18 protein-coding genes, 1 tRNA gene and 2 pseudogenes are annotated in these 26,820 nt (G+C 64.0%); 5 read left to right on the top strand and 16 right to left on the bottom strand.

Going from position 1 to position 26,820, the window contains the following annotated elements; translation table 11 throughout:
* Window positions 1-372 precede the first annotated feature (372 nt).
* On the top strand, window positions 373-1,386 hold the full coding sequence (locus tag BL8807_RS04535; protein WP_072724276.1) for an aldo/keto reductase: 1,014 nt from the start codon (window positions 373-375) through the stop codon (window positions 1,384-1,386).
* A 318-nt stretch (window positions 1,387-1,704) separates the two neighbouring features.
* On the opposite strand, the gene htpX is transcribed toward BL8807_RS04535, so the two are convergent.
* The 5 genes and pseudogenes from htpX to BL8807_RS04515 form a co-directional block, all read right to left on the bottom strand.
* Window positions 1,705-2,643, bottom strand: coding sequence for a zinc metalloprotease HtpX (htpX, locus tag BL8807_RS04530; RefSeq protein ID WP_072724278.1), 939 nt, complete (start codon window positions 2,641-2,643; stop codon window positions 1,705-1,707).
* A 285-nt stretch (window positions 2,644-2,928) separates the two neighbouring features.
* Complete coding sequence (locus BL8807_RS04525) at window positions 2,929-4,374, bottom strand: FAD-dependent oxidoreductase (RefSeq protein ID WP_072724280.1); 1,446 nt, start codon at window positions 4,372-4,374, stop codon at window positions 2,929-2,931.
* Window positions 4,375-4,849: 475 nt separating this feature from the next.
* On the bottom strand, window positions 4,850-6,613 hold the full coding sequence (locus BL8807_RS04520; protein WP_370737539.1) for a heavy metal translocating P-type ATPase: 1,764 nt from the start codon (window positions 6,611-6,613) through the stop codon (window positions 4,850-4,852).
* Between the two features lie 33 nt (window positions 6,614-6,646).
* Window positions 6,647-7,150, bottom strand: a pseudogene (locus BL8807_RS12195) (heavy metal translocating P-type ATPase); the annotation flags it as partial.
* Between the two features lie 332 nt (window positions 7,151-7,482).
* Window positions 7,483-9,204, bottom strand: coding sequence for a S1C family serine protease (locus tag BL8807_RS04515; protein ID WP_370737540.1), 1,722 nt, complete (start codon window positions 9,202-9,204; stop codon window positions 7,483-7,485).
* A 492-nt stretch (window positions 9,205-9,696) separates the two neighbouring features.
* Between BL8807_RS04515 and tgt the strand changes: the two genes are divergently transcribed.
* Window positions 9,697-10,986: a tRNA guanosine(34) transglycosylase Tgt gene (gene tgt / locus BL8807_RS04510; protein WP_072724284.1), complete on the top strand. Its 1,290-nt coding sequence runs from the start codon at window positions 9,697-9,699 to the stop codon at window positions 10,984-10,986.
* A gap of 326 nt (window positions 10,987-11,312) precedes the next feature.
* Window positions 11,313-11,398 (top strand) — tRNA-Leu (locus BL8807_RS04505).
* A 664-nt stretch (window positions 11,399-12,062) separates the two neighbouring features.
* Here the strand turns inward: BL8807_RS04505 and BL8807_RS12190 are convergent.
* A pseudogene (locus BL8807_RS12190) lies at window positions 12,063-12,188 on the bottom strand (transposase-like zinc-binding domain-containing protein); the annotation flags it as partial.
* A gap of 110 nt (window positions 12,189-12,298) precedes the next feature.
* Window positions 12,299-12,595 (bottom strand): hypothetical protein, encoded by a 297-nt coding sequence (locus BL8807_RS04500; RefSeq protein ID WP_072724285.1) that lies wholly within the window; start codon window positions 12,593-12,595, stop codon window positions 12,299-12,301.
* A 306-nt stretch (window positions 12,596-12,901) separates the two neighbouring features.
* On the opposite strand from BL8807_RS04500, the gene BL8807_RS04495 reads away from it, so the two are divergent.
* Together BL8807_RS04495 and BL8807_RS04490 are read left to right on the top strand one after the other, a co-directional pair.
* The gene (locus BL8807_RS04495; protein ID WP_072724286.1) at window positions 12,902-13,741 is read left to right on the top strand and encodes a MarR family winged helix-turn-helix transcriptional regulator; all 840 of its coding nucleotides are present in this window, start codon (window positions 12,902-12,904) and stop codon (window positions 13,739-13,741) included.
* Entirely contained in the window at window positions 13,738-14,511 is a 774-nt protein-coding gene (locus tag BL8807_RS04490) for a beta/alpha barrel domain-containing protein (RefSeq protein ID WP_072724288.1), read from the top strand. The genes BL8807_RS04495 and BL8807_RS04490 overlap by 4 nt, the downstream gene beginning before the upstream one ends.
* Before the next feature lie 132 nt (window positions 14,512-14,643).
* On the opposite strand, the gene BL8807_RS04485 is transcribed toward BL8807_RS04490, so the two are convergent.
* The 9 genes from BL8807_RS04485 to BL8807_RS04445 form a co-directional block, all read right to left on the bottom strand.
* A complete protein-coding gene (locus BL8807_RS04485; protein ID WP_072724480.1) occupies window positions 14,644-15,621 on the bottom strand; it encodes a PfkB family carbohydrate kinase in 978 nt (325 codons plus the stop codon).
* A gap of 8 nt (window positions 15,622-15,629) precedes the next feature.
* A complete protein-coding gene (locus BL8807_RS04480) occupies window positions 15,630-17,120 on the bottom strand; it encodes a purine-cytosine permease family protein (RefSeq protein WP_072724290.1) in 1,491 nt (496 codons plus the stop codon).
* Window positions 17,121-17,431: 311 nt separating this feature from the next.
* The gene (locus BL8807_RS04475; protein WP_083570127.1) at window positions 17,432-18,442 is read right to left on the bottom strand and encodes an ADP-ribosylglycohydrolase family protein; all 1,011 of its coding nucleotides are present in this window, start codon (window positions 18,440-18,442) and stop codon (window positions 17,432-17,434) included.
* Window positions 18,439-19,170 (bottom strand): GntR family transcriptional regulator, encoded by a 732-nt coding sequence (locus BL8807_RS04470; RefSeq protein ID WP_072724291.1) that lies wholly within the window; start codon window positions 19,168-19,170, stop codon window positions 18,439-18,441. Before BL8807_RS04470 ends, BL8807_RS04475 begins: the two co-directional genes overlap by 4 nt.
* Before the next feature lie 320 nt (window positions 19,171-19,490).
* Window positions 19,491-22,043: a X2-like carbohydrate binding domain-containing protein gene (locus BL8807_RS04465; protein WP_072724293.1), complete on the bottom strand. Its 2,553-nt coding sequence runs from the start codon at window positions 22,041-22,043 to the stop codon at window positions 19,491-19,493.
* 232 nt (window positions 22,044-22,275) lie between these two features.
* The gene (locus BL8807_RS04460; RefSeq protein WP_083570135.1) at window positions 22,276-23,142 is read right to left on the bottom strand and encodes a DMT family transporter; all 867 of its coding nucleotides are present in this window, start codon (window positions 23,140-23,142) and stop codon (window positions 22,276-22,278) included.
* 307 nt (window positions 23,143-23,449) lie between these two features.
* A complete protein-coding gene (locus BL8807_RS04455) occupies window positions 23,450-24,775 on the bottom strand; it encodes an ABC transporter substrate-binding protein (RefSeq protein WP_072724297.1) in 1,326 nt (441 codons plus the stop codon).
* Window positions 24,776-24,975: 200 nt separating this feature from the next.
* Window positions 24,976-25,815 (bottom strand): carbohydrate ABC transporter permease, encoded by an 840-nt coding sequence (locus BL8807_RS04450; protein WP_072724299.1) that lies wholly within the window; start codon window positions 25,813-25,815, stop codon window positions 24,976-24,978.
* Entirely contained in the window at window positions 25,812-26,666 is an 855-nt protein-coding gene (locus BL8807_RS04445; RefSeq protein WP_072724301.1) for a carbohydrate ABC transporter permease, read from the bottom strand. The genes BL8807_RS04450 and BL8807_RS04445 overlap by 4 nt, the downstream gene beginning before the upstream one ends.
* Between the last annotated feature and the right edge of the window lie 154 nt (window positions 26,667-26,820).

Here is a 26,820-nt window from a genome sequence, read left to right as displayed (position 1 = left end):
CACGAGCATCGTCAGCCCGCAGATCGACAAGCACGCCATATCCGACTCGCGGCCACCCACGCCACGGACATCGTCGGCCTGTGAATCGACAAGTACGACATATCCGATTCGACACCACCCGCACCACGGGCATCGGAGCGCAGGCACCATCACGTCAGCGAAGCGATGCCACCACGCCAGCGAAGCGACGCCACGGACAATCCCGCGCGTTGAATGGGAATTCGACGTGGGCGGGGTCCACAATGGAGGACGACAACAGTCAACAAGCAACAAACAGCAAGAGATAATCGGCGCGTGACGCCGGACCGTGGCGAACGGCTAGGGACGGCCCAAACACGCCGAACGACATACGACTTTCGAGGAGCGACGACGATGTTCGAACCCACCAACGAATACCACCCCAACCCCGACCGCTACGCGGACATGACCTACAACCGCTGCGGCGACGCCGGCCTCAAACTGCCGGCCATCTCACTCGGATGCTGGCACAACTTCGGCGACATCACGCCATACGACCGCATGAAGGAGCTCACGTTCACCGCCTTCGACCACGGCATCACCCACTTCGATCTGGCCAACAACTACGGCCCGGAGCCGGGCAGCGCCGAGAAGAACGTAGGCCGGCTGATCCGCGAGTATTTCAAGCCATACCGCGATGAGCTCATCATCAGCACCAAGGCGGGCTACGAGATGTGGTCCGGCCCTTACGGCGATCTGGGCTCGCGCAAATACCTGCTCGCCTCGCTCGACCAGAGCCTGACCCGCCTTGGGCTCGACTATGTGGACATCTTCTACCACCACCGTCCCGATCCCGAAACGCCGCTCGAGGAGACGATGGGCGCGTTGGCGAGCGCCGTGACCAGCGGCAAGGCGCTGTACGTGGGCCTGTCGAACTACGACGGTGAGCGGCTGGAGCGGGCGGCGGCGATTCTGTCCGATCTGCGCGTGCCGTTCGTCATCAACCAGAACTGCTACAACATCTTCGACCGCACGGTGGAGCGCAATGGATTGAAGGACACCGCCGCGCGTCTGGGCAAGGGCATCATCACGTTCTGCCCGCTGGCGCAGGGCATGCTCACCAACCGTTACCTGAACGGCATTCCCACCGATTCACGCATCAAGACGGACGGACGCTTCCTGCAGGCCGACGCGCTGAGCGAGTCGAAACTGGCCGCGATCCGCGCGCTCAACGATCTGGCCGCGCAGCGCGGGCAGACGCTGGCAGAGATGTCGCTCGCCTGGCTGCTGCACGACGGCATCGTCACCTCGGTGCTGGCCGGCGCGTCGAAACCCGAGCAGATCCTCGACAATATCGGAGCGCTGAGCAACACGACGTTCACCGACGAGGAGCTGCGCCTGATCGACGAGATTTCGCAGACAGCCTAAGTAGACGAGATCTCGCAGGCCGCCTAAGCATAGGAATTGAGATTCCTCGACTTCGCTCGGAATGACGCAAACATTTCGGCGGAAAGGACGCAAACGTTCCGCGCGGGATGATGCAAACGTTCCGCGCGGGATAACACAAACGTTCCGCTCGGAATGACGATGCATCATCAACGTCATTCCGAGCGGAGCGCAACCTCATCCATCATCCGAGCCAAGCAAGGCACAACCCGTCATCCAAGACAAGCGTAGCTCCACCGTCATTCCGAGCGGAGCGGAGCGTAGTCGAGGAATCTCCCCGACGGCAATCTCGCAAGCCGCCTAGTAGCCAACCTGAGTGGAGTAGGGGGACTGCTGCACGGGCATGCCGCGCATCTCCTGCGCCATCTGCATCAGGCGCGCGATGCGCTCGTCAGTCGGCGGGTGGGTGGAGAACAGTTTGGAGAATCCCTGCGCGGAGAAGGGGTTCGCGATCATCATCGAGGAGACCGACTGCGTGGCGGCGGTTTTGCGCATCGGCGTGGTCTGAGCGCCGTAGGAGATTTTGTTGAGCGCGGAGGCAAGAGCCTCCGGATCGCCGGTGAGCCGGCTGCCGTCCTCGTCGGCGTCGAATTCGCGGGTGCGCGAGATCGCCATCTGGATAAGCGAGGCGCCGATCGGCGCGAGAATCGCGCTGAGCAGCACGCCGATCAGTCCGAACGCGCCCGAATTGTTGTCGCGGTCGCGTGAGCCGCCGCCGAAATACATCAGCGAATAACCCAGATAGGTGATCACCGTGGCCATGGCGGAGGCGATGGCCGAGGTGAGGATGTCGTGGTTGTAGACGTGCATGAGCTCATGTCCCAGCACGCCGCGCAGCTCACGCCGGTTGAGGATCTGCAGGATGCCCTGCGTGCAGCAGACGGCGGCATGGCGCTCGTTGCGGCCGGTGGCGAAGGCGTTGGGGCTGGCCGTGGGGGCGATGTAGATGCGCGGCATCGGCTTGCCCGCGGTGGCGCTCAGCTCACGGACGATGGCGTAGATTTCGGGGGCCTCCTGCTCGGACACCTCGCGCGCCCCCATCGAGGCGATGGCGAGCTTGTCCGAAAACCAGTACGAGCCGAATGTGGTGATCAATCCGATGACGATGTAGATGCTCAACGTGCTGCGCTGGCCGCCGGTGGCCCACCAAATCAGCATGATAACGCCCCACATCAACGCGAACAACAGCGTTGTTTTCAGGCCGTTGTAGTGGCCGTGCACCTGCATTTTCCCATTCATAGGGCTCAGAGTAAAGAGCGCGGCTGGAAGTTATCTGAATATCAGCCCACAGCGGGAAGACGTTTTGAAGACTCCGCCCGCTCGAAGACAAAACGTGAGGATGCTTTGCGGGACAATCCGACTACGCTCCGTCAGATTGTCCCGTGAAACACCGCAAATCGCCATGTTTCACGGTACTTTCCGACGGGGGCATAATCAGATGTCCCGCAAAGCCGTGCCTGTGCCCGTGTCCGCACCCGCGCTATCGCGGACGGAGGACCGGACGTCGCTCAGTGATAGGGCGAATCAGGCGTGGGCCAATTCGCGCATCTGGTCGGGGTCGATGACCTTCTTGTGCTCGCGGCCTTCCTTCGCGCCCTCGGCACGCTCGTAGGCATCGACCTTCTTCCAGCCGGCGAAGTCGATCGGCTTGACGCCGCGGCCCTCCAGCAGACGGTCGATGGATTCGGGATCGCGGTCCTCGGCCACGCGACCACCCTCGGCGGCCTTGGCCAAATCCTCGAGCATATTGGTCACGATGGCGAGCGCGTCGGACTTGGTGGAGCCGATCAGGCCCACCGGACCACGCTTGGCCCAACCGGTGGCGTACAGGCGCTCACGCACTTCGCCGCCGGCGGCTTCGGTGGTGATGCGGCCGTCGCCGTTGGCGTTGGCCAGATGCGCGCCCTTGCCATCGTAGGCGATGCCGGGCGCTTCGGCGGGCTGGTAGCCGATGGCGTGGTACACGGCCTGAACCGGATAGTCGGTGAATTCGCCGGTGCGGCTCATCTTGCCGTCGGCGCTGGTTTCGGTGCGTTCCACGCGGATCGCGACCACCTTGCCGTCCTCGCCCAGCACCTCGGTGGGGGCGGAGTTGAAGTGCACATAGTATTTGCGATCGGCGGGATTGCCTTCGAAGTCGACGTCGCCGTCGTCCTCCATATCCAAAGCCATCTCGCGGATGGTGAACAGCTCCTCGACCATCTGGCGGGTGAGCTTGTCCTTGCCGGCCACCTCGATGGTCTCCTCGTCGAGGTCGAAATCGTCCTCGTCGATGATGAGCTGCACGCCGGGCAGCTTCTCCATCTCGCGCAGCTCCTGCACGCTGAACTTGGCCTGGGCCACGCCGCGGCGGATGAACAGATGCAGCTCCTTGGCCTGGTTCTTGCCGATGCCCTCGTAGACGTTGTCGGGGATATCGGTTTTGGCCTTGAGGTCGTCGGCGTTGCGCACGAGCTCGCGGGCCACGTCCATGGCCACGTTGCCGCCGCCGATCACGGCGACTTGCTCGGCGGTCAGCGGCCATTCGCGCGCGCCCATGGGGTAGCCGTCGTACCATTCGACGAATTTGGCCGCGCCGTACACGCCGTCGAGGTCGGCGCCCGGCAGGTTCAGCGGCTTGTCCTTGATCGCGCCGGTGGCGAACAGCACGGCGTCATAGCGGGCGAGCAGCTCGTCCAGCGTCACGTCCTTGCCGAACTCCACGTCGCAGTACAGGTGGATGTCGGGGTTGTCGAGCGTCTTCTCGAGCGCGTCGGCGATGAATTTGATGGACGGGTGGTCGGGGGCTACACCGTAGCGGACCAGACCGAACGGCACGGGCAGCTTCTCGAACAGGTCGATGCGCGCCTTGGTGCCCAGGCCCAGTTCCTCGCCGAGCTTGCCCAGCTGGCGCAGGAAGATGTCGGAGGAGTAGACGCCGGCGGGGCCGGCGCCGATAACGGCAATGCGAAGTTCAGTATTTTCAGTCACGCGTTACAGACTAACGCAAGCCGGCCCCGCTGAACAGAGGGGAACCGCACTTCCCACAAGAAATCGCCACGCCTCGCGGCCGTGTTGAGAGTCGAACCAGCCATTAACACAGGGCGGACGACGGCGAAGCCACGCAGCATCCCGCATCCGCGCCGGCGATATACCGGGACATTGATTCAAGCGAGGCATGTGGTGACGCTATCCATGGCCATGACTTGCGCCTGCGCGCGGCGGCGAGGACCGCGGATAGCGACTGGCTTCCTGTCGAATGCCCCGAGGCAGCCGCCGCCATGAGGCCTCTCTCATCAGCGGATACGACGAGTTGGCACTTGACCCTTCCAGTTGGCACCCGATTCGCGACGTTGGCGGAGGCCGGCAACGTCATTCCGCCGTTCTCCGAGCATTAGCCCCAGGCCCCAGTGCCAACTGGAGGGCCCAAGTGCCAACTCGTTGGAGACGGCCTCCGCCGGACCGGTCAGTCGCGGTCGATGAGCACAGTCAACGCCCATAGAATGCTCACCACGTCAATGGCCTCCTGCAGGAACGCGCCAAGGACCACCGGAATCAGGTTGAACGCGGCGGCGATCATGCCGACCAGCGCCAGACCAAGCCCGAGCAGTACGGCCTGCAGCATCACGCGGCGGGTGCGGCGGGCGATGGCGATGGCCCGCGGCACGGAGGCGATGTCGTCGTTCATGATCACCACCTGGGCGGATTCGGAAGCGGCGGTCGACGTGCCGTCGGTGATGGCCATGCCGATATCGGCGGCGGCGAGCACTGGGGCGTCGTTGACGCCATCGCCCACCATCATCGTCACCGTATGTCGCGAACCGGATTCCGTCATCGCCGTGGCCTTGCGCACCGCGTTGACCTTATCTTCGGGGAAGAGTTCGGCCTGCACATCGTCGATGCCCACCTCGTCGGCGATGATGCGCGCCGACGAGGCCTTGTCGCCGGTGAGCATGGTGAGCGACTCCACGCCCAGCTCGCGCAGCTGCGCCAACGCCCGCTTCGCGTTGGCGCGCGGCACGTCGCGCAGCACGATGCGCGCGACCAGCTGCCCGTCGACGGACACATAGGTGGCCATTTCGTCCGGAGCGAGCGCGCCGAAGCGGCTACGAATCGTCTCGGAGGTCAATCTGGTCTCGCCCGTGGCCAATTCGATGGTGCGCGCCGGCTGATCGTCATGCGTCACGGGCTGGAAGCCGTCCTGGGATTCGTTGGCGAAGGCTAGCCGCCCCACACGCACCCGATGCCCGTTGACCTCGCCGCTCACGCCTTTGCCGGCGTCCTCCACGATGTTTTTGACCACCGGATGCTCACGGCCATGGCCGGGAAAGTCGCGTTCCGGACAGTTGCGCTGCCCGTCGGCGAAACGCTGGTCGAGACGCGCCAACGCCTCCAAACCGGCTTTGGCGATGCCTTTGGCGAGGATATGCACGGAATAGTTCTCCACCACGCCGGCCATCATCAGCACATGGTCCTGGTTGAGGCGCGTGTCCAAGCCCGGCAGCATCTCCACGCGTACCACCTGCGGCTGCTTGACGGTCAGCGTGCCGGTTTTGTCGAAGAACACATGCCCCACGCGGCCGAGCGTCTCCAGAACGTCCTGCGTTTTGATCAGTACTCCGGCCTTGGCGAGACGGCCCGTGCCGGCCACATAGGCCACCGGCGCGGCGATCAGCAACGGGCACGGGGTGGCGAGCACCAGCACTTGGGCGAATCGCGTGGGATCGCCGGCCATCGCCCATGCCACGCCGGCGATGACCAGCGCGAGCACGGTGAACGGCACGGCGAGACGGTCGGCGGTTTTCACCACGGCGGGCCGTGATTCCTGGGCGGAGGCGACCAACGACATGATCCGCTGGTATTGCGAGTCTCCGGCCACCTGCGTGGCGCGCATGGTGAGCGTGGTCGAACCGTTCACCGCGCCCGACATCACGCGCGCCCCCGCGAAGATCTCCCGCGGCACGGGTTCGCCGTTGATGTTGCTCAGGTCGAGCGTGGCGGATCCGGACAGCAGTTCGCCGTCCACGGGCACGGTTTCGCCCGGCAGCACGATCACCACATCGCCAAGCGCCACTTCGTCGACCGGAACCGTGCGAAAATGCGCGTCGCGCGCCGGAGTCTCGGAGCCTGTGGATTTCGATTCCGCAAGTCCCTCTTTCCGCCTGCGCGCATCCGTTTTGAGAGCGTCGGAGACGGCGGTTTCGCAGGCCTGCGCGTCGCGGTCGGTGATCGCGCAGGTTTCGCCGCCGGGAGCGACTGGAGCGACGGGGCGGAATCCGTCATGACCCGCACCGATGTTGCGGGCCGGTTTGGCGCCTGTTCCCGCACCCGCGCCCACGCCGGGCAATGTGGAGACATGCGCGGTGACCGGCGCGGCCGCCATCAGCGCGGTCAGGTTGCTTTCGGCTTTGGACTGGGCGTATTCCTCGATGGCCTCGCCGGAGGAGATCATCAGCACCACGGCCCAGCTGGCCCAGTATTCCTGCACGGCGACGGTGGAGAGGATGGCGATGACGGCGAGCACGTCGACGCCGACGATGCCGTGCCGCAGGTCGTCCACCATGCCGATCACCGTGGTCACCACGGTGTAGGCGACGAGTGCGATCACCACCCACTGTCCCAGCGAGGGGTTTACGGGGAGGAATCCGAAGAGGGGCACGGACCCGCCCCACGGACGGTAGTCCCACAGCAAAAGAAGAGGAATCGCCGCCAGAATCGTGATGGGCAGCAACGGAACGCTTTTGGCTATCTCAATGGCCTTGCGCATTTGGGCTCCTTACGTCGTTTTGGGGTCGTTCGCGTGCCATGCGTCGACCCCGCATGTGCACGCCTTGTTAAACCCATCGCAAGCCCGCTTCAGGCGGGACGCTCGCGATACACGGCGTAAGAATGTTCGTTTATGCTGCTCCAACGCTACCAGCAGCCGCCCCGCCGCGCAAGCCGCGGGTCGATTCCGCCCCATCGCATGCCGAAAAAGAAAAGACGGCCGGCGACATGGAGTCGCGGACCGTCTTTCGGTTGGATTAGGGCGCTCGCGCCGTCAGCGCCGTTTGGCTGGCGGCGGCGCGAACACCCCGGGATGAGGCTCAGAGCCTGGGTTTACCACAGGCCGAACGGATCGCTCAGGCTGCCGTCGTCGCCGTTACCGCTGTTGCCGTTGCCCTGGCTGTTCTGGTCGTTCTGATCATTCTGGCTGTTCTGGCTGTTCGACTCGGACCTGTTGGAGCCGGTCACGGCCTCCTCTTCCTGGTCGAGCGTCACGTTCACATCCATGGTGTTGCCGTTGCGCACGATGGTGAGCGTCACTTCGTCGCCCATGGCGGCGGCGCGCACGTACCCGAGCAGCGAGTACATGTTGTTCACCGCGTTGCCGTTGTAGGCCACGATGGAGTCGCCCTCCTGCAGGCCGGCCTGATCGGCGGGGCCGCCGGAGACGACCGCCGAACGGGAGGCCGAGCTGGTGATCAGCGCGCAACCGCGGGTCACGCCGTCAGCCTCGACCGTGGACGAGGAGATGGTCACGCCCAGGGCCACATGCGTGACCGAACCGGTTTCGAGGATCTCGTCGGTCACTCGCTTGACCAGGTTGGACGGAATCGCGAAGCCGATGCCGATCGATCCGGAGGACGAGCTGGAGGAGGAGCTGGCCGTGGCGATCGCCGAGTTGATGCCGATCACCTGGCCGGCCGCGTTGAAGGTCGGACCGCCGGAGTTGCCGGGGTTGATGGCCGCGTCGAGCTGCACCGCGTTGGTCACGATCTGGGAGTTGGTTTCGTCGTCCATCACGGTCACCGGACGGTTCAGCGCGGAGACGATGCCGGTGGTGGCGGTGTCGTCATAGCCCAGCGGGTTGCCGATGGCCATCACGTCCTCGCCCACCGCAAGCTGGTCCGAGTCGGCGAATTCCACGCCCTTCAGATCGCTCGGCGGGTTGTCGAGCTTGATCACCGCCAGATCGGTGGTGGTGTCGGAGCCGACCAGCGTGGCGGAGTATATCGCGCCGCTCGCCAACGTCACCTCAATCTGCTGCGCGCCGGAGATCACGTGGTTGTTGGTCACGATATTGCCGTCCGAGTCGAGGATCGCGCCGGAGCCTTTGGAGGTGCCGTTCTCCAGGACGGCTTGGATGGCGACCACGGAGTCGGAGACCTCACTGGCCACGGCCTTCCAGTCGGTCGCCTCACCGGTTTTCGCCGTGGCGGAGCCGGAGCCGGACTTGTTCGAGGTGACGTTCGACAGTGAGCTGGACGTCGGCACCGTCACCCAACCGCCGGTGATGGCCGCATAGCCGAGGCCAAGGCACAGCGCGGCGGAGACCAGCGCGGCGATCACCGCGATCGTCACGCTCTTCACCGTGCCGCTGCTGGCGTGCGGACGGGAACCGCCCGGCTTGCCCGCGTTCTGCGGCATGCCGGACTGCGGGGGGACCGCGCCGCCGGTCGGTGCGCCGGACTGCTGGGGCCGCTGATTCTGCGGAGTGAAGAAGGGGTTGCCGTTGCCCGCGTTGGCGTACGGATTGCGATTGTTCTGCGCGCCGTCCTGCCGGGGCTGCCCGAACCCGAAAATCGAGGTCGGGGCACCGTTCTGCTGGGACTGGCCGCCGGCCGGGGCGGACTGCTGCCCGGTCGGGGCAGACTGCGTGGGGGTGGGGCCGTACGCGCCGTATTCGGGCGCGGGGCGATACTGCGCGCCTTGCGATGCCGTATCAGTGGTCGGCGCGGAGGACACGACGGTCTGTTCGCCCGCCGCCGCGGCATAATCCGGGGTGTCGGATGCGACCGTCGTGTCCTGCGCCTGATCCGCGGCGACCGGCGTGCCCATGGGAACGGTGTTCTCCACGGGATCGATCGACACGGTGTGTTCGGTGGATTCGTTCTGTTCGTTGCGCGAAGCGGCGCTCTCATTCGGCGTCTGCTGGCCATCTGACGCGCCCGCGTTCCAGCGCTCGTTCTCTTCAGCCATATGTGCTCCTTCATTCGTCGGCGGCAAAGTTTCCTTACAATCAGCAATCGGAGCCGCCGGCTTTCGATTTGCTATCTATGAGTTAAGATAGCCGCTCTGGAAGTTTCCTGAATGTTCATTGGGAGAAGAAACCGAAACATCCCCAAGCATGATGAACAAGCCGGGGAAAGTCGCCTGCAGTCATGCGCGCACCCACGCAAACCCTTGATATCATGCGGTTTCCCATCATGCCTCAATCGTATTGTGAGCTGCCCCACATCGCCCACCACCATCACATTTCGCGCACAAATCACACGCGCATCACAGAAAAACCCAGCCGTTCGTACGAGACGTTCGCTTAAAGTGAAGCCTATGACCGACTTCCTGAACCAACCCATCGGTGCCGCGCCCGGCCAGCCGGGCGACCGGACCGCCTTCTCATTCGAAACCATCACCCGCCTGCCCGGCTCGCCCGACGGCAAAGGACGGGGCGGGACGCGCTACGGACGCACCGGCATCATCCACACCCCCCACGGCGATATACGCACCCCCGCCTTCGTGCCGGTGGCGACGCAGGCTGCGATGAAGGCGGTGCTGCCGGAGACCATGCGGCAGCTCGGCGCGCAATGCCTGCTGTCCAACGCCTTCCACCTGTTCGAAAGGCCCGGCGAGGACGTGCTTGACGCGGCCGGCGGTCTGGGACGGTTCATGAACTGGAGCGGCCCCACCTTCACCGATTCGGGAGGATTCCAAGTGCTCTCGCTCGGATCGGGTTTCAAAAAGACGCTGGCGATGGACGTGACCGGCATGAAATCGGACGATGTGATCGCCGAAGGCAAGGAACGTCTCGCCTTCGTGGACGAAGACGGCGTCACGTTCAAATCCCCCCTGAACGGCGACCGCCACCGTTTCTCCGCGGAGATCTCGATGGGCATCCAGCACAAAATCGGCGCGGACATCATGTTCGCGTTCGACGAGCTGACCACGCTGATGAACACGCGCGGCTATCAGGAGCAGTCCGTGGAGCGCACCTACCGCTGGGCCCAACGCTGCGTGGCCGAGCACGAGCGGCTCACCGCCGAACGTCTGGGCAAGCCGTACCAGGCGCTGTACGGCGTGGTGCAAGGAGCGAACTACGAGGACCTGCGCCGGCATGCGGCCGAACAGATCGCCTCGCTCGACTTCGACGGCGTGGGCATCGGCGGCGCGCTGGAGAAGCGCATCATCGGCGACATCTGCGCGTGGATCTGCGACGCGATGCCCGAAAACCGGCCTCGACATGTGCTCGGCATCGCCTCGGTGGACGACATCTTCGCCTGCGTGGAGAACGGCGGCGACACCTTCGACTGCGTGGCACCGGCAAGATGCGGCCGCAACGGCGCGATTTTCACGCGGCACGGACGGTACAACGTCAAGCGCGCCGAATTCAAAACGGATTTCGGGCCGTTGGAGGACGGCTGCGAATGCTATACATGCCGGAATTATTCGAAGGCGTATGTGGACCACCTGCTGCGCGCCCGCGAATTCAACGGATTCACGCTGGCGACGATCCACAACGAGTATTTCTTCATCAAACTGCTCGACGATATCCGCGCCTCGATCGACGGAGGCTATTTCGAGGAGTTCCGCGACGAATCGCTGGCGCATTTCTATGGGGCATAGCGTGCCGCCCGGCCTCGTGCACAACGCTTTAACCACCTGGCATCCCACCGTCGGGAAAAGCGGCGGAATGGTGCCATTCCTGTTTTCGCCGCACCGCCAAGTGGTTAAAGCGTTGTAAATCAGCCGTCGGCCGGCTCGCGTCGCGCGCTCGTGATTTTCCTCCGGAAAACCGGCGAACCAAGGATGGCTCCGCCGGCACGAAAGCCCACAGGGCTTTCTCTACGGCCGGCTCGCGTCGCGCGCTCGTGATTTTCCTCCGGAAAATCGGCGCGCGACACGCCACAGTTGCTCGAGATGTTTATTGGTGGTAAATTGTCCCCTTGTCTGCGAGTGTGGCGGAATGGTAGACGCGCTGTCTTCAGGTGGCAGTGAGTGTATGCTCGTGGGGGTTCAAGTCCCCCCACTCGCACCAGATGGGAAGAACCCCGAATCGTTGGAATCTCAACGGTTCGGGGTTCTTTCGCAATATGACAACCGGCCAATGGGGCTATAGGCCAAATTGTGTGTCTGGTGGTTCCTGTTATTCGGTGTCGTCGCCCCGCGATTCCGAGGGCGCTTTGCTGGAACGATCGGATTGGCAGTCATCGCCGCCTCGACCGTGCGGCGCATTTCAGCGTGGATGAGGTGACGGTAATCGACGATTCGCCCACGGCGACGCCTCCGCCAGCATGGATGGATTGACAGATACCGACCATCCATCCACGGTGGCGGGCCCCTCAGCGTGGACAGACCAACAGATGCTAGCGGTTCATCCACGCTGGGCACGCTTACCGTGGACGGAACGACAGACACTGACCATTCGGCCACGGTGACGCGTCCCTCAGCGTGGACAGATCGGCAGTTACTAACCGTTCGTCCACGCTAAGCACACTCACCGTGGACGGATTGACAGACACCGACCACCCATCCACGGTGACACATCCCTCAGCGTGGATGGATCGACAGACAGTAACCATTCATCCACGGTGGCATGGCCCTTAGTGTGGATGAACCGTCAGCATGTGCCGATTCCTCCACGCCGACGCCCTCCGGCATTACGACGGCCACCCGGAACCAGCCCAGATCCAGGGCACGACGGGTCGCAGGCCGGTCGGCGACGAGCCGTAATCCGGGTCCTCGCACCGCCAACGGGTCCTTTCCGCCGAGGTCCTGCCGTTCCTCTTCGCCCCGCCGCCGCACACCGGACACAATGGAACCCTCACACCGTTCAGGAAACCGCTTTCAAACCCCGCGCACGCCAACCGATAGCCCGAAACGCAATCGAACACTTAAGTCAGCGGCGCATCCGGCAAGACACCGGATGACCCGCTGACTATAAATCATTCGACGCAGGCGGCTCCGAGGCTCTCGCCATCGCCTTCATATCGTCGTACAGTTCCGACAGGGCGTCATCGTCCCAGAATTCGACCTCATAGCCGAACTCCGTCATCAAATCGTCGGGCAGGATGATGCCGTTGCGGATCAGGCACATGGCGGCCGCCTCCAGCGCGGCCTCGTCCTCGCCCGCGCCGAGCGCGGCGAACCTGACCGTCCGCCCAGGCTCCGCGAGGCCGTTGGCTTCCAGCACCGCGACGAGCCGGTCGATGAACGTCTCGAAATCGTCTGCCACGACTCAAATCCTAGCATCGATGCGACAGACCCACGGGGTACCGCCCTCCCGGCCCCGACCGGCGCCTCCTAGACCCCGACAATATGGACAAGGTTCGCGCCGATCCTCGGTTCGCCGAATTGCGTGACATGATCGCCGCGGCCATCTACGAGCAGGACGACCAGGACGAGTGACGCGCAGCCGACACGGGATTATATTGTCAAGTACTTGACAGTTGCGATGGCGTATTGTAGCGTTGCGATTGTCAAGTACTTTACAAATCCTTGCGGAGCTTAAGTCCCACAAACGGAAAGGCCGGCGAACACCATGTCGGAGCAAACGAAAACCCGCATCACCGAACAGCTACGCGACCTCGGCGTCATCATCGCCCGATCGCACTTCCAAGTCGGCCGCACCAGACGCGAGAACGGCGCCACGGTACGACCGGTCGTCCGCCGAAACGACCGCGCCACGCAGCCGAACGGAAACAACATCTCCCAAAATCTTGAAGACGCCCCTGCGGCGAACGCCGCCAGCGGCGCGGTCGCAGATGCCACGCCTATGAATGGCGCGAACGCCGACGCGACCACAGACACCCCGTCCGCAAACGGCACAAACGGCGTAAACGGCACAAACGGCACAAACGGCACAAACGCCGCGGCCGATCCCACAGACACCGTCGCCCAAGACGCAACCTCCACACCCCCGAACACCCCCGGTGATGGCTCCACGCTCCATGGGCAGGGGCGCGTGCTCACCATGCTCACACTCAAAGACCAGATCAGCCAACGCGACCTCACCACCATCCTCGGCATGAGCCGTCAGGCCGTCGGCGAACTGCTGTCCAAACTCGAACAGAAGGGCTATATCACCCGTCGCCCCGCCACACAGGACCGGCGCGTGATGATGGTGCACCTGACCGACGAGGGCCATGCCGCAGCCGACCATCTACGCCGCCGCACGCATATCAGCACCGATCTGCTCGATTGCCTGACCGACGACGAACTCGACACGCTCAGCGGCTATCTGGACCGCATCATCACCCATGCCGAAAGCCGCTTCCCCCAAGACGACCTCATCGAACGACGCCGCCTGATGCGCAAAGCCATGGCGGAATTCCGCAACGCCAGCCGCCTGCCCGAGGACGATATTCAGGAGGACGCATGAGCGAACACAGCACCTCGATCAGCCGCACGACGCCGCACGCCAGCATGTTCTCCCCCAGCGAGGGCGTCGCCATGGAACGGCATACGACCCTGCCGTCCGTCACACGCACGATGCCCGGCAACGCCACCGTGGAGGGGCGGCTCACCTCGCCCGTGGCCCGCGTGCCCGAATCCACCACGCGCTGCGGCGGCATCACAGTCAAAGGACACACGCTCAAAACCTTCGCCTACACCACCGACGCGGCGGTGATCCGCAACACGAACGCCAACGCGATCCTCGCCGTCTACCCGTTCACCGGCGAACCCATCATCACGCAGGCCCTGCTCACCGTGGCCCAGCAGCCGCTGTTCGTGGGCGTCGGCGGCGGCACAACCACCGGCAACCGCGTGATCGAGCTCGCCATGGTGGCCGAAATGCAAGGCGCGGCCGGCGTGGTGATCAACGCGCCCGCGCCGGCCGCCACCGTGGAGGCCGCGATGAGCGCCATCGACATCCCCGTCATCGCCACGGTCACCACGGACGACGAGGTCACGGAGGAGAAGATCCTCGCCGGAGCGGCCATCATCAACGTGGCTGCCGGGCGCAACACGGCGGCCGTCGTGGCGAGCATCCGCGCGCACCATCCGGAAACGCCGATCCTCGCCTCGGGCGGGGCGAGCGACGAAAGCATCATCGCCACCATCGAGGCCGGCGCGGACGCGCTCACCTGGACGCCGCCCAGCGCCCAGCAGCTGCAATCCCAGATGATGGCGCGCTATCGCGGGGAGTGACGCGAGACGCACGCCTGCAAGCGTCGGCGAAAACGACGTGAGGCCGGCCGGCACTCGACCATATGTCGCATGCCGGCCGGTCTCTCGGGTGTCCTCATCTTCCCGCAGACCCGCCCTTCGGCGGCGGTTCCGTCAGAAATCCAACGCCGGCATCGATTCGGCGGCGGATTCGACCACGTCGCGCTCAGGGCACGTCGCGGGCCCGGAGACGGTGGTGGACAAGCCGGCGGCGCAGTTCGCAAGCTGCAGGCCGCGCCCCATGGGCATCCCCTGCAGCAGCGCCGCGCAGAGCACGCCGGCATGGGCGTCGCCCGCGCCGTTGGTGTCCACGGCGGTCACCCGCAGCGCGGGAACATGCCGCACCTCGCCGCCATCGCAATACCATGCGCCCTCGGCTCCGACGCGCACGATCACCGGATTGCCCAGATACGCGGCGAGCGCACGGCAGCGCACAGCCTCGTCCGAACCGCCCGAACCGTCCGCGGCGTCGGCGATCGCGTACCGCCGGCATAGGATCTCCGCCTCTCGCTCGTTCACCGACCAGATCGGGTTGAGCGGACGGATCGCGTCCAGACTGTCCTGCGCGATCAGGTCCACGACGGGGCTCACGTCGAACACGACATGCCCCGCGCGCCACCCCGCGTTTTTGCGCGCGAAACGCTTGATCGCTTCGGTGTTGCCGCGGTGCACCAGCGAATAGCCGCACAGGTACACCACGTCGCCTTCGACGAGCTCGATGGTTTCGTAGAAATCCTCGGGGACCATCGTCTCCGCGCCGCGGGTGGAGATGAAGGTGCGTTCGCCGTCCGGTTCGGTCAGCGCCACACTGTAGCCGGTGTCCACGTCGGGCAGGGTGACGCCCGCGACCTCCACGCCGATGCCGCCAAGCGCCCGTCGCGCGACGTCCGCCATGGCACCGGTTCCGATGGCACCCATATAGACGGCCGGCGCGCCCATCTGACGGGCCGCGTACAGCACGTTATAGCCGCCGCCGGCGCTGATGCCGTTTTTCGTGGCGAAGACGTCGCCGCCGCGTTCGGGCAGATGGTCGATGGACAGGGTCAGGTCCACGCACACCTGCGCGCAATGGATGATTTTCGCTTCACGCATGATCGACCTCACTTGGTTTCGGCGTCGGCTTCAGCGACGGCTTCGATTTTGTCTTCGGCGCTGATGCCGCGCAGGCCGAGCAGCGCGTACAGCGCGCCGCCGAGCAGCAGCGACACCAGCCAGGCCAGTCCGTTCTCGCCGATCACCGTATCGGCCAGCGGGCCGGAGAACCACACGACCTCATCGGAGACGCGCGCGGTCACGAACAGGAATCCGACCACCAAGGCGACCAGCCAGCTGGCCATCGCCGGAATGTTCATACCGTGGGAGTACCAGTAGCGCGAGGTCGAATTCAGATCCAGCAGCGCATCGGCGTCATAGCGCCTGCGCACGATCATGTCGACGAGGAACACCCCGGCCCATGCGGTCAGCGGCACCGCCAGCAGGGAGATGAACGTGACGAACGGGCCGTAGAATCCATCGGATCCCAGCATGAAGTACATGGCGCCGGTGGTGGTGATCACCACGTCGAGCACCACGGCGTACACGCGCGGGATTCGCACACCCAGCGTGATGGTGGTCAGGCCGGCCGAATACACCGACAGATTATTGGACATCAGCAGACCCGCGAAGGCGGCGATCAGATACGGTACCGACACCCACACCGGAAGCGCGTCGCGCACGGCCGCCACGGGGTCGGCGGCGGAGGCGAGGCCGGAACCACCGGCGGTGAGGATCGAGCCCACGCCGATCACGATCACCAGCGGGATGCCCGCGCCGGCGGCCGCGGTCAGGATCAGCGAACCGCTTTTGACGCTGGTCTTCTGGTAGCGGGCCATATCCGCGCCGGAGTTCACCCAGCCGATGCCGGTGCCGGAGGCGATGGTGCCCACGGCGATGATGAACGCGCTCACCGAACCCGGCTCACCGGCCAGCAGGGTGCCCCAGTCGACGGTGGTCACCAGATAGATCGCGACCAGCAGGGTCAACGCGCCGAAAATCCATGTGGCCCACTTCTGCACCGTGAGGATGAAGGAGTGGCCGGCGACGGAGATCACCGCGGTCAGCAGCACGAAAATCAGCACGCAGGCCAATGTCAGCAGCGGGATGTCCTTGTATCCGCCGGACACGCCGAAGCAGATCACGCACAACGACAGCAGCGCCGACGCGCCGGTCATGGTGTTCACGGTCTCCCAGCCGAGTCGCGACAGCAGCGCCACCAGCGTGGGGCCGACGTTGCCGCGGACGCCGAACACCGCGCGTGACAGGGTCAGCGACGGGGCGCCGCCGCGCCGGCCCGCGATGGACACCACACCGACGATGGCGAAGGAGCCGAACGCGCCGATGGCCGTGGCCAGGATCGCCTGCCAGATGTTCAGTCCCAAGGCGATGACCGTCGCGCCCAGCGGAATGCCGAGGATTGAGATGTTGGCCGCGAACCACACCCAGAACAGCTGCCCGGGCGAACCGTTTCGCTGGTCGGCCGGCACCGGCTCGATGCCGCGCTGCTCCACGCGCGACAGCACTTTGCTCGAAGCGTTTGCTTGCGATTCAGACATGATCGTCTCCTTAATCAATACACTGTCGATCTCTCACAAAAGAAAGAACGATGATCACCGCTAGATATGCAATGCGACGTCGCGATTGCATGCGTTTCAGGGCATAGCGGAGCTGCCCCACCGGCACGGTCGCGCCGGCAAGCCAAGAGAGTCAGGAAATTGGAAAAGTCGGAAAATCGGGGACAACGGGTACCGCGGGCGCCACGATGGCGATGTCCCCGCCCGGCCGGCCGCCGCCCGGTCCGGTCAGACCGCCGGGATCGGCCCGTCGCCAGTCGGACGGACCGACGGCATGATGATGAGACTGCGCACTATTCGGTTCGTCGCACCTCCAATAGTCCATCCGCAATCGGGGCAAGATCGAGATGCGATACCTCGCAGACGCGCCCGACCAGATCCTGCGGGAACGCCGCGCCGCCGATGCCCGCGCCCAGCATGGCCCCGGCCATGGCCGCGATGGTGTCGGTGTCGCCGCCGATATTCGCGGCCGTCAGCAGCGCCCGCAAAGGTTCGTCCGCGTATCGCCAGGCCATGGCGAAGGCCGCGGCCACCGATTCGTTGGCCTCCACGGAGGTGCCGCACACCTCACGCAACGACTGTTGGAACGATGCCTCGTCACCGGTTTCGCAACCGTCCACCGCCGCACGCGTCCGCGCCAGCACGTCGGCTTTGGGACTCCACGCGCCACGCCTCTCCACACGCTCGGCCGAATCCATCGCCTCGGCGAGCGCCTCGCGCACGGTGCGGCCTTCGATGCCGAAGCTGACCGCCGCGGCCACCAGATACGCGCTGAGGAATCCGTGTTCCGTATTATGCGTGACCCTGCAGGATTCATAGACATAGTCGGTGAAGTGGGGTCCTTCCGCGTTATGCGCGACGCCCACCGGGGTGACGCGCATGGCGGCGCCGTTGGTGGTGCCGGTGCGGCCCGTGGTGGAGATGTCCGCGCCGGCGCGCACCTGTTCCAGCGCCAGCTTGGTCGAGGGACCGAGCAGGTCCAGCGATCCGCGGGCGCGCATGTCGTCCTCCCAGTCCAGCAGGGTTTTCGACAGGGAGTTCGGGTCGATATGCCCCTCGCCTTCGATGATGAGCCGGGCGACCAGCAGCGCCTGTTCTGTATCGTCGGTCACCGAGCCGGCGGGCATATTCGGCGCGATCGGCTGTTCGGCGATGGCGTCACGCAAGCCGGTGATGCCGCCGTAGGCACGCTCGATCCATGATGCGCCCATGCTTTGCGTCGGCATGCCCAGCGCGTCGCCCAGCGCAAGTCCCGCCAACGCTCCCAGCGCACGGTTGCGCGAGTCCTCATTGCCCATGTTCATTGTGTTTTCTCCCTTCCGAATTCCACATGCAACGAAAAGTGATCGGGGTTGAGGTATGACACCACATATTCGACGAGGTTGCCCTCCGCGTCGAAGCTGGAGCGGCGGACCACGAGGAACCTGTCCGAGGCGATGGCCTCAAGCTGTTCGAGATATTCCTCCGGAAGCGCCTCCACCGTGGCGTCCTGCACGCCGCTTTCCGGTTCCATATGGGCGGCTTTCATCGTCAGCGAGATGGAGTCGCCCAGCAGGCCGCGTTCCATCAGCAGGTCGAGCAGCGTGTTGGAGGGCAGATACGACACCTCCACGGAGACCGGAACATCGCCGATGAGTCGACGGCGGACGACGCGGTGCACGTCGCCGTCGATGTCGTACTCGCGGCGCAGCTCCTCCGGCGGGACTTGGCGTTCCATGCCCAGCACTTCGGTGACGGTCGGCGAACCGGCGCGCGCGCTGGCCGCGGCCCATCCTCCGGCTCCTTCCATGGTGTGCCCGTGGAAGGAGACGAAGCTGCCGACCCCGGGTTTGGTGGTGACCAGATTGCGGTCTTTGAGTATCTCCAACGCGTTGCGCATCGTGCCGCGGGCCACGCCGAACTCCTTGGCCAACGCGGATTCGGAGTCCAGACGGTCGCCGTCGCGGTACTCGCCTTGTTCGATTCTGCGCGCCAGATCGTCCGCCACGGATTGCGACGGAAGCCTGCGCCTGCTTGTGGACTGCTCTGTCATGCTAGGCAGTCTAACACATGTTCATGAAGTTGTCTAGTTCCGGTCTAGTTATTATGTCGAGTTGTACAGCACCTGTCCAGCGGGGGATTGACCCGGTTGTCCAGTTGCGCGCCCCTCGGCGCAGACAAGACCCGTAGACCGGTCGGAGAGTGACACCATCAGGAGCCGCACATATCCTCTCCGATGCGAGCCAAGACTTGCCCCAACACACAACAAACGGCACCGCGGAACCAATCTTCCGCGGCGCCGTTCATTGCGTCACTTCGTTGCGTCGCCGGTACGCCAGCACGTCACCATGCCGCCGCATCAGCGCCGGTACGTCACTTCTTCCTGCGGCGAAGCACGATGAGGACCACAGCGGCGGCTGCCAGCACCACAATCGCGGCGACAATGGCCACCACGCTGGAACCGGTCGAACCGATCGCCTCGCTCTGCGAGCCATCGGCATCAGCCGGGACATCCGTTCCGGGCGTTCCGGGCGTGGTGTCCGTCACAGCGACGGTGAAGGACGCGCGGGCACCCACGTTGAACAGAATCTGGAACGATGCGGCGGCACCGGTATCCAGCCCGTCCAGGAAGGTGGTGGCCAACTGGATGCCGTCATCCGTGATCGTATAGTCCACATCCTTGGTCAACGCGGCGTGGTTGTACCGCACCTCGGACACCGTGTTGCCCTTCAGATCGATCCGCACGTCGACCGGCTTATGCTGGTCCGAGCCCGCGTACTTGTCGTATTCGTACTCGGTTTGCTCAAGCACGGAGTCCTCGATCACGCTGCCGTCGCTCAGCGTCCAGATCTGCGAGCCTTGGTACGGATTCGCCGTGCCGATATTCAGACCGGTATTCGTCGCCGCGAACACGCGCAGGCCGTGGTTGTTGGCATCGCCAAACCCGTCACGGGTGATGGTCTGGAACGTCGTGCCATCGGAGCTGACCAGCAGATCAAAGCCGCGTTCGCCCTGGCTGAGGTATTGGCAGGTGCCCACAAAGTACGAGAAGTTGTCCACATTCTCTTGGTTCAGCCACTGGTCGAGCACGCTGGTCAGGCTTTCCGGCAGGTAGTCGTGCACCTTCTGATAGGTGTCCAGCAGCGACTGCAGCCAGTCTTCGAACTGCATGCGGTCGTCAAGCGTGTAAGTCGAGGCGGAGTCGTCCAGCGACAGCGGACTCACCTCGCTCTCATCGCCCTGCGCCGAATCCAGATCACCCTGCATGGCGCTCATCAGGCTTTCCATCGATTCCAGATCGGCGATGACGGAATCGACGGAGCCCTCCTCGGCAAGCGCCTCCGCGGTGGCGGTGAGATCGTCGCTTTCATCAGCGTCGGCATCACCATCGGAGTCGGCGTCCGGCTCACCCTCCGCCGCGACACCGATCCCATCCTCGGCGATCGCGGCGGCCTCGTCACCGGACTGCTGCTCCTTCAGCGCCTCGAGGAACTCCTTGATGTAGCGGATTTGGCTCTTCCACTCGTCGGCCGTCATATCCAGCACATCGCCGTTGGTGAACTGCATCAGCGGATACGCCAGGCTGCCGATGTCGAACGTGCCGGCATACAGCTTGCCATCGTATTCCCGCATGTTCCAGACGTATTGGTTCAGATTGCGGCTGGCGTCATCCTCCGTGCCCAGTCCTGCCAACAGAGACTTGCCGTTCAACGTGCCAATCGGACCTTCGGGGAATGCCTCGTTCGCCTCGCCCGCGACCATCTCGAACTTCTCGTTCGCGTCCATGCGCCACAGATTCACCGGGCTGGACAAGTCTTTGTAGATTGATTCGAATTCGAAGCTCAACGCGTCGGGCAGCGCGACCATCGGATCGTTGTATCCGCCGATATACAGGTGGTCGCCGTACACGGCCAGGTTCGCTGCACCGGAACGGTCCGCGCCGAAGCCGTACGTGTATCGCGCGCCATCGTCGGTGTCCCCCACCAACAGACGGTACGTCCACTGGCCGTCGGCACCGGGCTCGCCGCAGAACAACGCAAACGACTGCTTGGCACCGTTCTTGCCCGTCACCACGGTGATGTACAGCTTGCCGTTGAATCCGACCATATCCCAGATGGATCCGCCGAAGATGCTGTCGGTGTAGTGGTAGGCGGGGTAGTCGAGCAGGTCCTCCTGCGTGCCGATGGTCCGGAAGGAGTCCTGTCCGGCGGAGGGATCGGACGAGGCGACGATATACGCGCCATCCTCGCCGATCATACTGGAGATCAGCTGGTCGTTCAGCACTGTCAGGCCGCGGATTCCCACGGAGATGGCCTGTCCCTGTGGCACCGAGGGGGCGGTGTAGACGATTTTGGTCTCGTCGGTGGCCGGATCCACCTCCAGCAGATACGGCTCGGGATTCGCCGACGCGGCGAAGTACAGTTTGTCATGGAATTCGACGGCGGCGCGATACCCGTTCGTCCCACTGGTGGGCTCGACCACGACTTTGACCTCACCCGTTCTGGTGTTGATTTTCAGCAGCAGGCTGCGGTTCTCGGCATCGGCGCTGTCCAGGAATAGGTTGCCATTGAACAACGCGTCGATGCCGGCCGACAGCACGTCGTACGTGGTGCCCATCTGGCTGGCCATTTTCTTCAGCGTGCTCGCCATGGCGGCGTAGCAGGTGCCGACGTACATCCAATCCCCATAGCCGACCGACGACCACGAATAGCTCTGCCCGCGGTCCGCACTGTCGTCCTCAAGATCGACGATGCCGTCCGTTTCGCCCAGCCCGCTTTCGGGATGGGAGATTTTCGTCGCCGTATAGCCGCCTTGCTCATAGGTCGCACCGACCAGAGGCGCCGCCACCGCCATGGATGGCAGCAGCAGGGCGCAGCTTGTGGCCGCGGCGACGGCCGCCGCCGCTAACGATCGTTTCCAAGACATATATGTCCCTCTCTTTGTTTTGTTGATGCCAGCGCCTTGCGTATGCACTTCCAACGTGACGCCACACCTCTATGTACCCTCGGAACACCGTCCAAGCCTGTCCACATCGCCGTCGCACACAAGTGTTCCGTTAAGACACGCCCTATACTACCCCCGCGTTATACCCCTTAAGGGAACATTCCATCTAATGGGCACTTCGCCCAGCAAAGTTCAGCATGCGTTCAGCCTACGTTCAGCGCACCAGGAAGACCATGACGATGATCATGGCGAAACCAACCAGGTCGGTGGGCGTGAACACGGCGGCGGTGAACAGCACCGCGGAAACCGTCGCAGTCAGCGGCTCGACGGTGCCGAGCATGGTGGCGCGCATCGAGCCGATGCGCATCACACCGGTCAGAAACAGCCAGTACGCGCCGAACGTGCCGCCCACCACGGTGAACACCATCAACGCCACACCCAGCGCGTCCAGTCCGGCGGGAGCGGTGGCCCACGGGCGCACGATCGGGCACAGCAGTATGCCGGAGATCAGAAACATGATGCCGTTGGTCGTGAAATTGCCCCATCGGGCGATCAATGAGGCGGGCAGAATCGACAGCGACGCCGTCGCGAGCGCGTTCGCAAGACCCCAAGCCAACCCCATCGGCGGCAAGGTCAACGTGGTCAGGTCGCCGCCCGTGGCGATCAGCACCGTGCCGACGAAGGCGAGCGCCACGCCCACGGTTTCGCGCCGCCCCGGCAGTCTTCGACCTCGCAGGCACACCCATGCCAGCACGAACAGCAGATTCAGCGTCTGCAGCACGGTGGCGGTGCCGGCGTTGGTCCAATCAATCGAGTTGAGATAGGCGATTTGGGAAAGCAGCACGCAGACGATGGCCGTGCCCACGAATCTTGGATACGACCTGTGGTCACGCAGGGCGCCGACCAGCAGCCGCGGCGTCATGACGCCGGCGCAAGCGAGGAACAGCGCGCCCGTGAAGAGCTCGCGGATGCAGGCGATCCACAACGGGTCGGCCTGGTAGTGGTCCATAAGGATTTTGGAGACGGTGGCGTTGACGCCCCACAACGTGCCGCCGGCCAGCGTCAGCACGGCTCCGACCATCAGGTCGCGCGGCGCATGCTCGAACGTCACACGCCTGCCCACACCGCTCTTCTCGCTTACGCGATTCTTCTCACTCACGTGCCCCAGTATGTCACCGGGGCACGTCACAGCCAAGGTGAAGCGCGGAGCGGAGACCGAGCTCTATCGAACACAACGGGAGCGGCTCCACCAACACAGCATGGAGTCGCTCCCGCGTGGGCCGAAGCAGCAGATAGGAATGTCGAGGTTAGAGAAAGGTTCCTACGATGATGCTCCGACGTTTATGGCCGGACGGCCGCCGCTTGGCGACCGTCGTCCGGCGCCCATATCATTCGGCGGCAGCGTATTCGCTCGCCCAGCCGTCCACGAACGCGGTTTCCACCGCCTCCCACGTGCCGGTCCCCTGCGCGTACTCGAGCAGCGCGGAGCCGAGGTCGTTCTTCCACTGCTCGGACGGGATCATCGTGTAGGTCCACGACATGGATTCCTTGCCGGCCTCAAGCCCGGCCTTGTACTCGTCGATGAGCGGATTTTCGGTGGTCACGTCGGAGAAGGTCTTGAACGGGGTGGAGAAGCCCATCTGAACGGCGAGCGCATCCTTGCCTTCGTCCGAGGTGATCATCCACTCGAGGAAGTCCTCGGTGGCCTGCTTGTCGAGATCGGAGGCTTGGGAGTTGATGCACCAGTAGTTCTCGGAGCCGGTGGTCAGGCCGGCGTTCTCCTCGCCGTCCGCGCCGATGTAGATCGGCAGCATGCCCACACTGTCGGCTTCGACGCCGGCATTGCTCAGATCCGTCCAGGCCCAGGTGCCGTTCTGGTAGAACACCGCGTCGCCGAGCGCGAATTCGGAGTTCGCGTCGTCGCCGGTTTTGGAGCTCAGCTGGGTGGGCTCGGTGGTGGAGTCGGTGATGTACAGGTCGAAGATGTCCTTGAAGTTCTCAAGGTAGGTGCCCTTGATGGTGGCCGGCTGCTCGGTCACGCCGTCCTCCTTGAACTCCCAATACAGCGGCACGCCGGCGAGCTGGCTCTTGAAGCGCCAGTCGGAGGACGAATCAAAGCCGGAGGATGCGAACGCGCCCTGCACGCCCAGCTCGTCCTTATGCTCCTGGATGCCGTCGGCCACGGTTTTCAGTGCGTCGAAGGAGTCGATCTCGTCGACCGAGGTGATGGACGAGACGCCCAGATCGAAGTACTGCTGCAGCAGGTCCTTGTTGTAGATGATGCCGTAGGATTCCAGCACGTAGGGCACGCCGACCACCTTGTCGCCGTCCATCAGCGCGGAGCTCTGGTCCTCCATCTGCTCGTAGACGGCGGTGCCGGACATGTCCTCCGTGTAGTCCTTCCAGCGCGCGTACCCGACCGGACCGTTGACCTGGAACAGGGTCGGAGCCTCGTCCTTGGCCATCTCCGACTTCAGGGTCTGCTCATACGTGCCCGACGCGGCGGTTTCGACGGTGACCTGCACGCCGGTCTGCTCGGTGTAGGTCTCGGCGATGGCCGTCCACTGGTCGGCGGCTTCCGGCTTGAAGTTCAGGTAGTAGACCTTGCCCTTCGATTCGTCGATGGCGGCGGACGAACCGCAGGCCGCGAGCGCGGGCACGCCCATCGCCAACACAGCCGCGGCGGCGATGACGCGCTTCATTGACTTCTTCATGGTGTTTCCTTTCTTTACGCCCCCGCCGGGATGGCGGAGACTGGTGTGTTGCACACGTTGGATTGGGTTGGTTGGATTGGATTGGATTGGGTTGATTGGATTTGGGTTGGGTTGATTGGATCGGCCGGCGATGGCCGATTGGATGGATTGGTCGGATGGCTGGATGGCCTTCCATCCGACCGCGTGCCGACGGCCCGCCTTTACCCCTTGACCGCTCCGGCGGTGACGCCGGCGATGATGTGCTTTTGGCAGAACAGGTAGAAGACGACGATGGGGATGATGGCCAGCACCAGGCAGCCCATCATGGCGCCCATGTCCACCGAGCCGTAGCCGCCCTTCAAGTACTGGATGGCGATGCTCATGGTCTTGTATTTGCGCAGGTCGAGGGTGAGGTAGGGCAGCAGGAAGTCGTTCCAGATCCACATGGTCTGCAGGATCGCCACCGACACCACGCTCGGCTTCATCATGGGAAGCACGATGGTGAAGAAGGTGCGGGGCACACTCGCGCCGTCGATCATGGCGGCCTCCTCGATCTCGGCCGGGATGCCCTTGATCACGCCGGTGAACATGAACACCGACAATCCCGCGCCGAATCCCAGATACAGCACCCACATGCCCCAGGGGGTGTTGAGCCCCATCATGTCGGCGATCTTGCTCAGCGGGAACATGATCATCTGGAAGGGGATGATCATATTGAGCAGGAACAGGGTGTAGAGCAGTTTGGCCGCTCGGTTGTTCACGCGCACGATCCACCACGCGCACATCGAGGTGCATACGAGGATCAGCAGCACCGCGCCGACCGTAATCACCACGGTCCAGCCGAAGCTTTCGATGAGGTTGGTGCGTTCGATGCCGCGCTCGTAGTTCTCCAGGCCGACGAAGGCCTTGCCGGTCGGGATCGAGAACGCGTCGCGCGAGATGTATGCCTTCTGCTTGAAGGAGTTGATCACCACCAGAACGATCGGGAACACCCAGGCGAGCGAGACGATGGTGAAGAACACCGTCCAGAAGGGCCCGTGCTTGATCTTGCCGCCGCTCATGCGGTCACCTCCTTGCTTGTGGTGAGCTTGTTCTGGATCAGCGCGACCGCGGCCACGATGATGAAGAAGATCACCGCCTTGGCCTGGCCCACACCCTCGTATCCCACGCGGCCGTAGAAGGTGGTGTAGATGTTCAGGGCGAGCATTTCGGACATGCGTGAGGGAGCGCCGTTGGTCAGGGCGAGGTTCTGGTCGAAAAGCTTGAAGCCGTTGGTCACGGTCAGGAAGGAGCACACGGTGATGCTGGGCATCATCAGCGGGATGGTCACCTTGAACAGCGTCTGCCTGGGGGACGCGCCGTCCACGGCCGCCGCCTCCATCACGTCGCCGGGCAGGGATTGCAGGCCGGCGATGTAGATGATCATCATGTAGCCGATCTGCTGCCAGCACAGCAGGATGACCAGTCCCCAGAAGCCGTACACGCCCGAGTAGGTGATCGAGCGCGACCAGTGGGCGAGCACGCCGTTGAGCAGCAGCTGCCAGATGTAGCCCAGGATGATGCCGCCGATCAGGTTGGGCATGAAGAACACCGAGCGGAAGATGTTCGCGCCCTTTATCGCCTTGGTGAGCATGTAGGCCACGGCGAACGCGGCCACGTTGATGATGATGGTGGTCACGATGGTGAACGCCACCGTGAACCACAGGGCGTGCAGGAAGGTGCCGTCCGTGAACACCTTGGTGTAGTTCTCCAGTCCGACGAAACGCGCGTCGGTCACGGTGGTGAACTCACAGAAGCTCAGGTAGACGCCGATGGCGAACGGGGCGAGGAACCCGATGATGAAGGCCGCCAGCGTGGGCAGCGCGAACAGCGCCCACCACTTGCGTATGGTTTTGCCGACCATGGAAACCATGGGGGTGCTCCTTTCCGAGAAGCGTGGATAATGCTATGGTGAACCGCTTCACCAGCGAAGCGGGAGCCAATATCGGTCAGGCGGGACGGCCGCGCCCATGTGGGCATCCGCGTGGACGCGGCCGTTCGCCATGGAGGAAGGGGGAGAGGAACGT

The organism is Bifidobacterium lemurum, from assembly GCF_014898175.1.
In the GTDB taxonomy this organism is placed as follows: Bacteria; Actinomycetota; Actinomycetes; order Actinomycetales; family Bifidobacteriaceae; genus Bifidobacterium; species Bifidobacterium lemurum.
The sequence above is the reverse complement of the archived record's forward strand: the minus strand, read 5'-3'. Positions and strand labels throughout refer to the sequence as shown.

Bases quoted from the DNA above. Each gene is read 5' to 3' on its own strand.
- BL8807_RS04535 (WP_072724276.1), top strand. From the start codon at position 373: ATGTTCGAACCCACCAACGAATACCACCCCAACCCCGACCGCTACGCG.
- htpX (WP_072724278.1), bottom strand. From the start codon at position 2,643: ATGAATGGGAAAATGCAGGTGCACGGCCACTACAACGGCCTGAAAACA.
- BL8807_RS04515 (WP_370737540.1), bottom strand. From the start codon at position 9,204: ATGGGCACGCCGGTCGCCGCGGATCAGGCGCAGGACACGACGGTCGCA.
- tgt (WP_072724284.1), top strand. From the start codon at position 9,697: ATGACCGACTTCCTGAACCAACCCATCGGTGCCGCGCCCGGCCAGCCG.
- BL8807_RS04495 (WP_072724286.1), top strand. From the start codon at position 12,902: ATGTCGGAGCAAACGAAAACCCGCATCACCGAACAGCTACGCGACCTC.
- BL8807_RS04490 (WP_072724288.1), top strand. From the start codon at position 13,738: ATGAGCGAACACAGCACCTCGATCAGCCGCACGACGCCGCACGCCAGC.
- BL8807_RS04485 (WP_072724480.1), bottom strand. From the start codon at position 15,621: ATGCGTGAAGCGAAAATCATCCATTGCGCGCAGGTGTGCGTGGACCTG.
- BL8807_RS04480 (WP_072724290.1), bottom strand. From the start codon at position 17,120: ATGTCTGAATCGCAAGCAAACGCTTCGAGCAAAGTGCTGTCGCGCGTG.
- BL8807_RS04475 (WP_083570127.1), bottom strand. From the start codon at position 18,442: ATGAACATGGGCAATGAGGACTCGCGCAACCGTGCGCTGGGAGCGTTG.
- BL8807_RS04470 (WP_072724291.1), bottom strand. From the start codon at position 19,170: ATGACAGAGCAGTCCACAAGCAGGCGCAGGCTTCCGTCGCAATCCGTG.
- BL8807_RS04465 (WP_072724293.1), bottom strand. From the start codon at position 22,043: ATGTCTTGGAAACGATCGTTAGCGGCGGCGGCCGTCGCCGCGGCCACA.
- BL8807_RS04460 (WP_083570135.1), bottom strand. From the start codon at position 23,142: ATGGTCGGAGCCGTGCTGACGCTGGCCGGCGGCACGTTGTGGGGCGTC.
- BL8807_RS04455 (WP_072724297.1), bottom strand. From the start codon at position 24,775: ATGAAGAAGTCAATGAAGCGCGTCATCGCCGCCGCGGCTGTGTTGGCG.
- BL8807_RS04450 (WP_072724299.1), bottom strand. From the start codon at position 25,815: ATGAGCGGCGGCAAGATCAAGCACGGGCCCTTCTGGACGGTGTTCTTC.
- BL8807_RS04445 (WP_072724301.1), bottom strand. From the start codon at position 26,666: ATGGTTTCCATGGTCGGCAAAACCATACGCAAGTGGTGGGCGCTGTTC.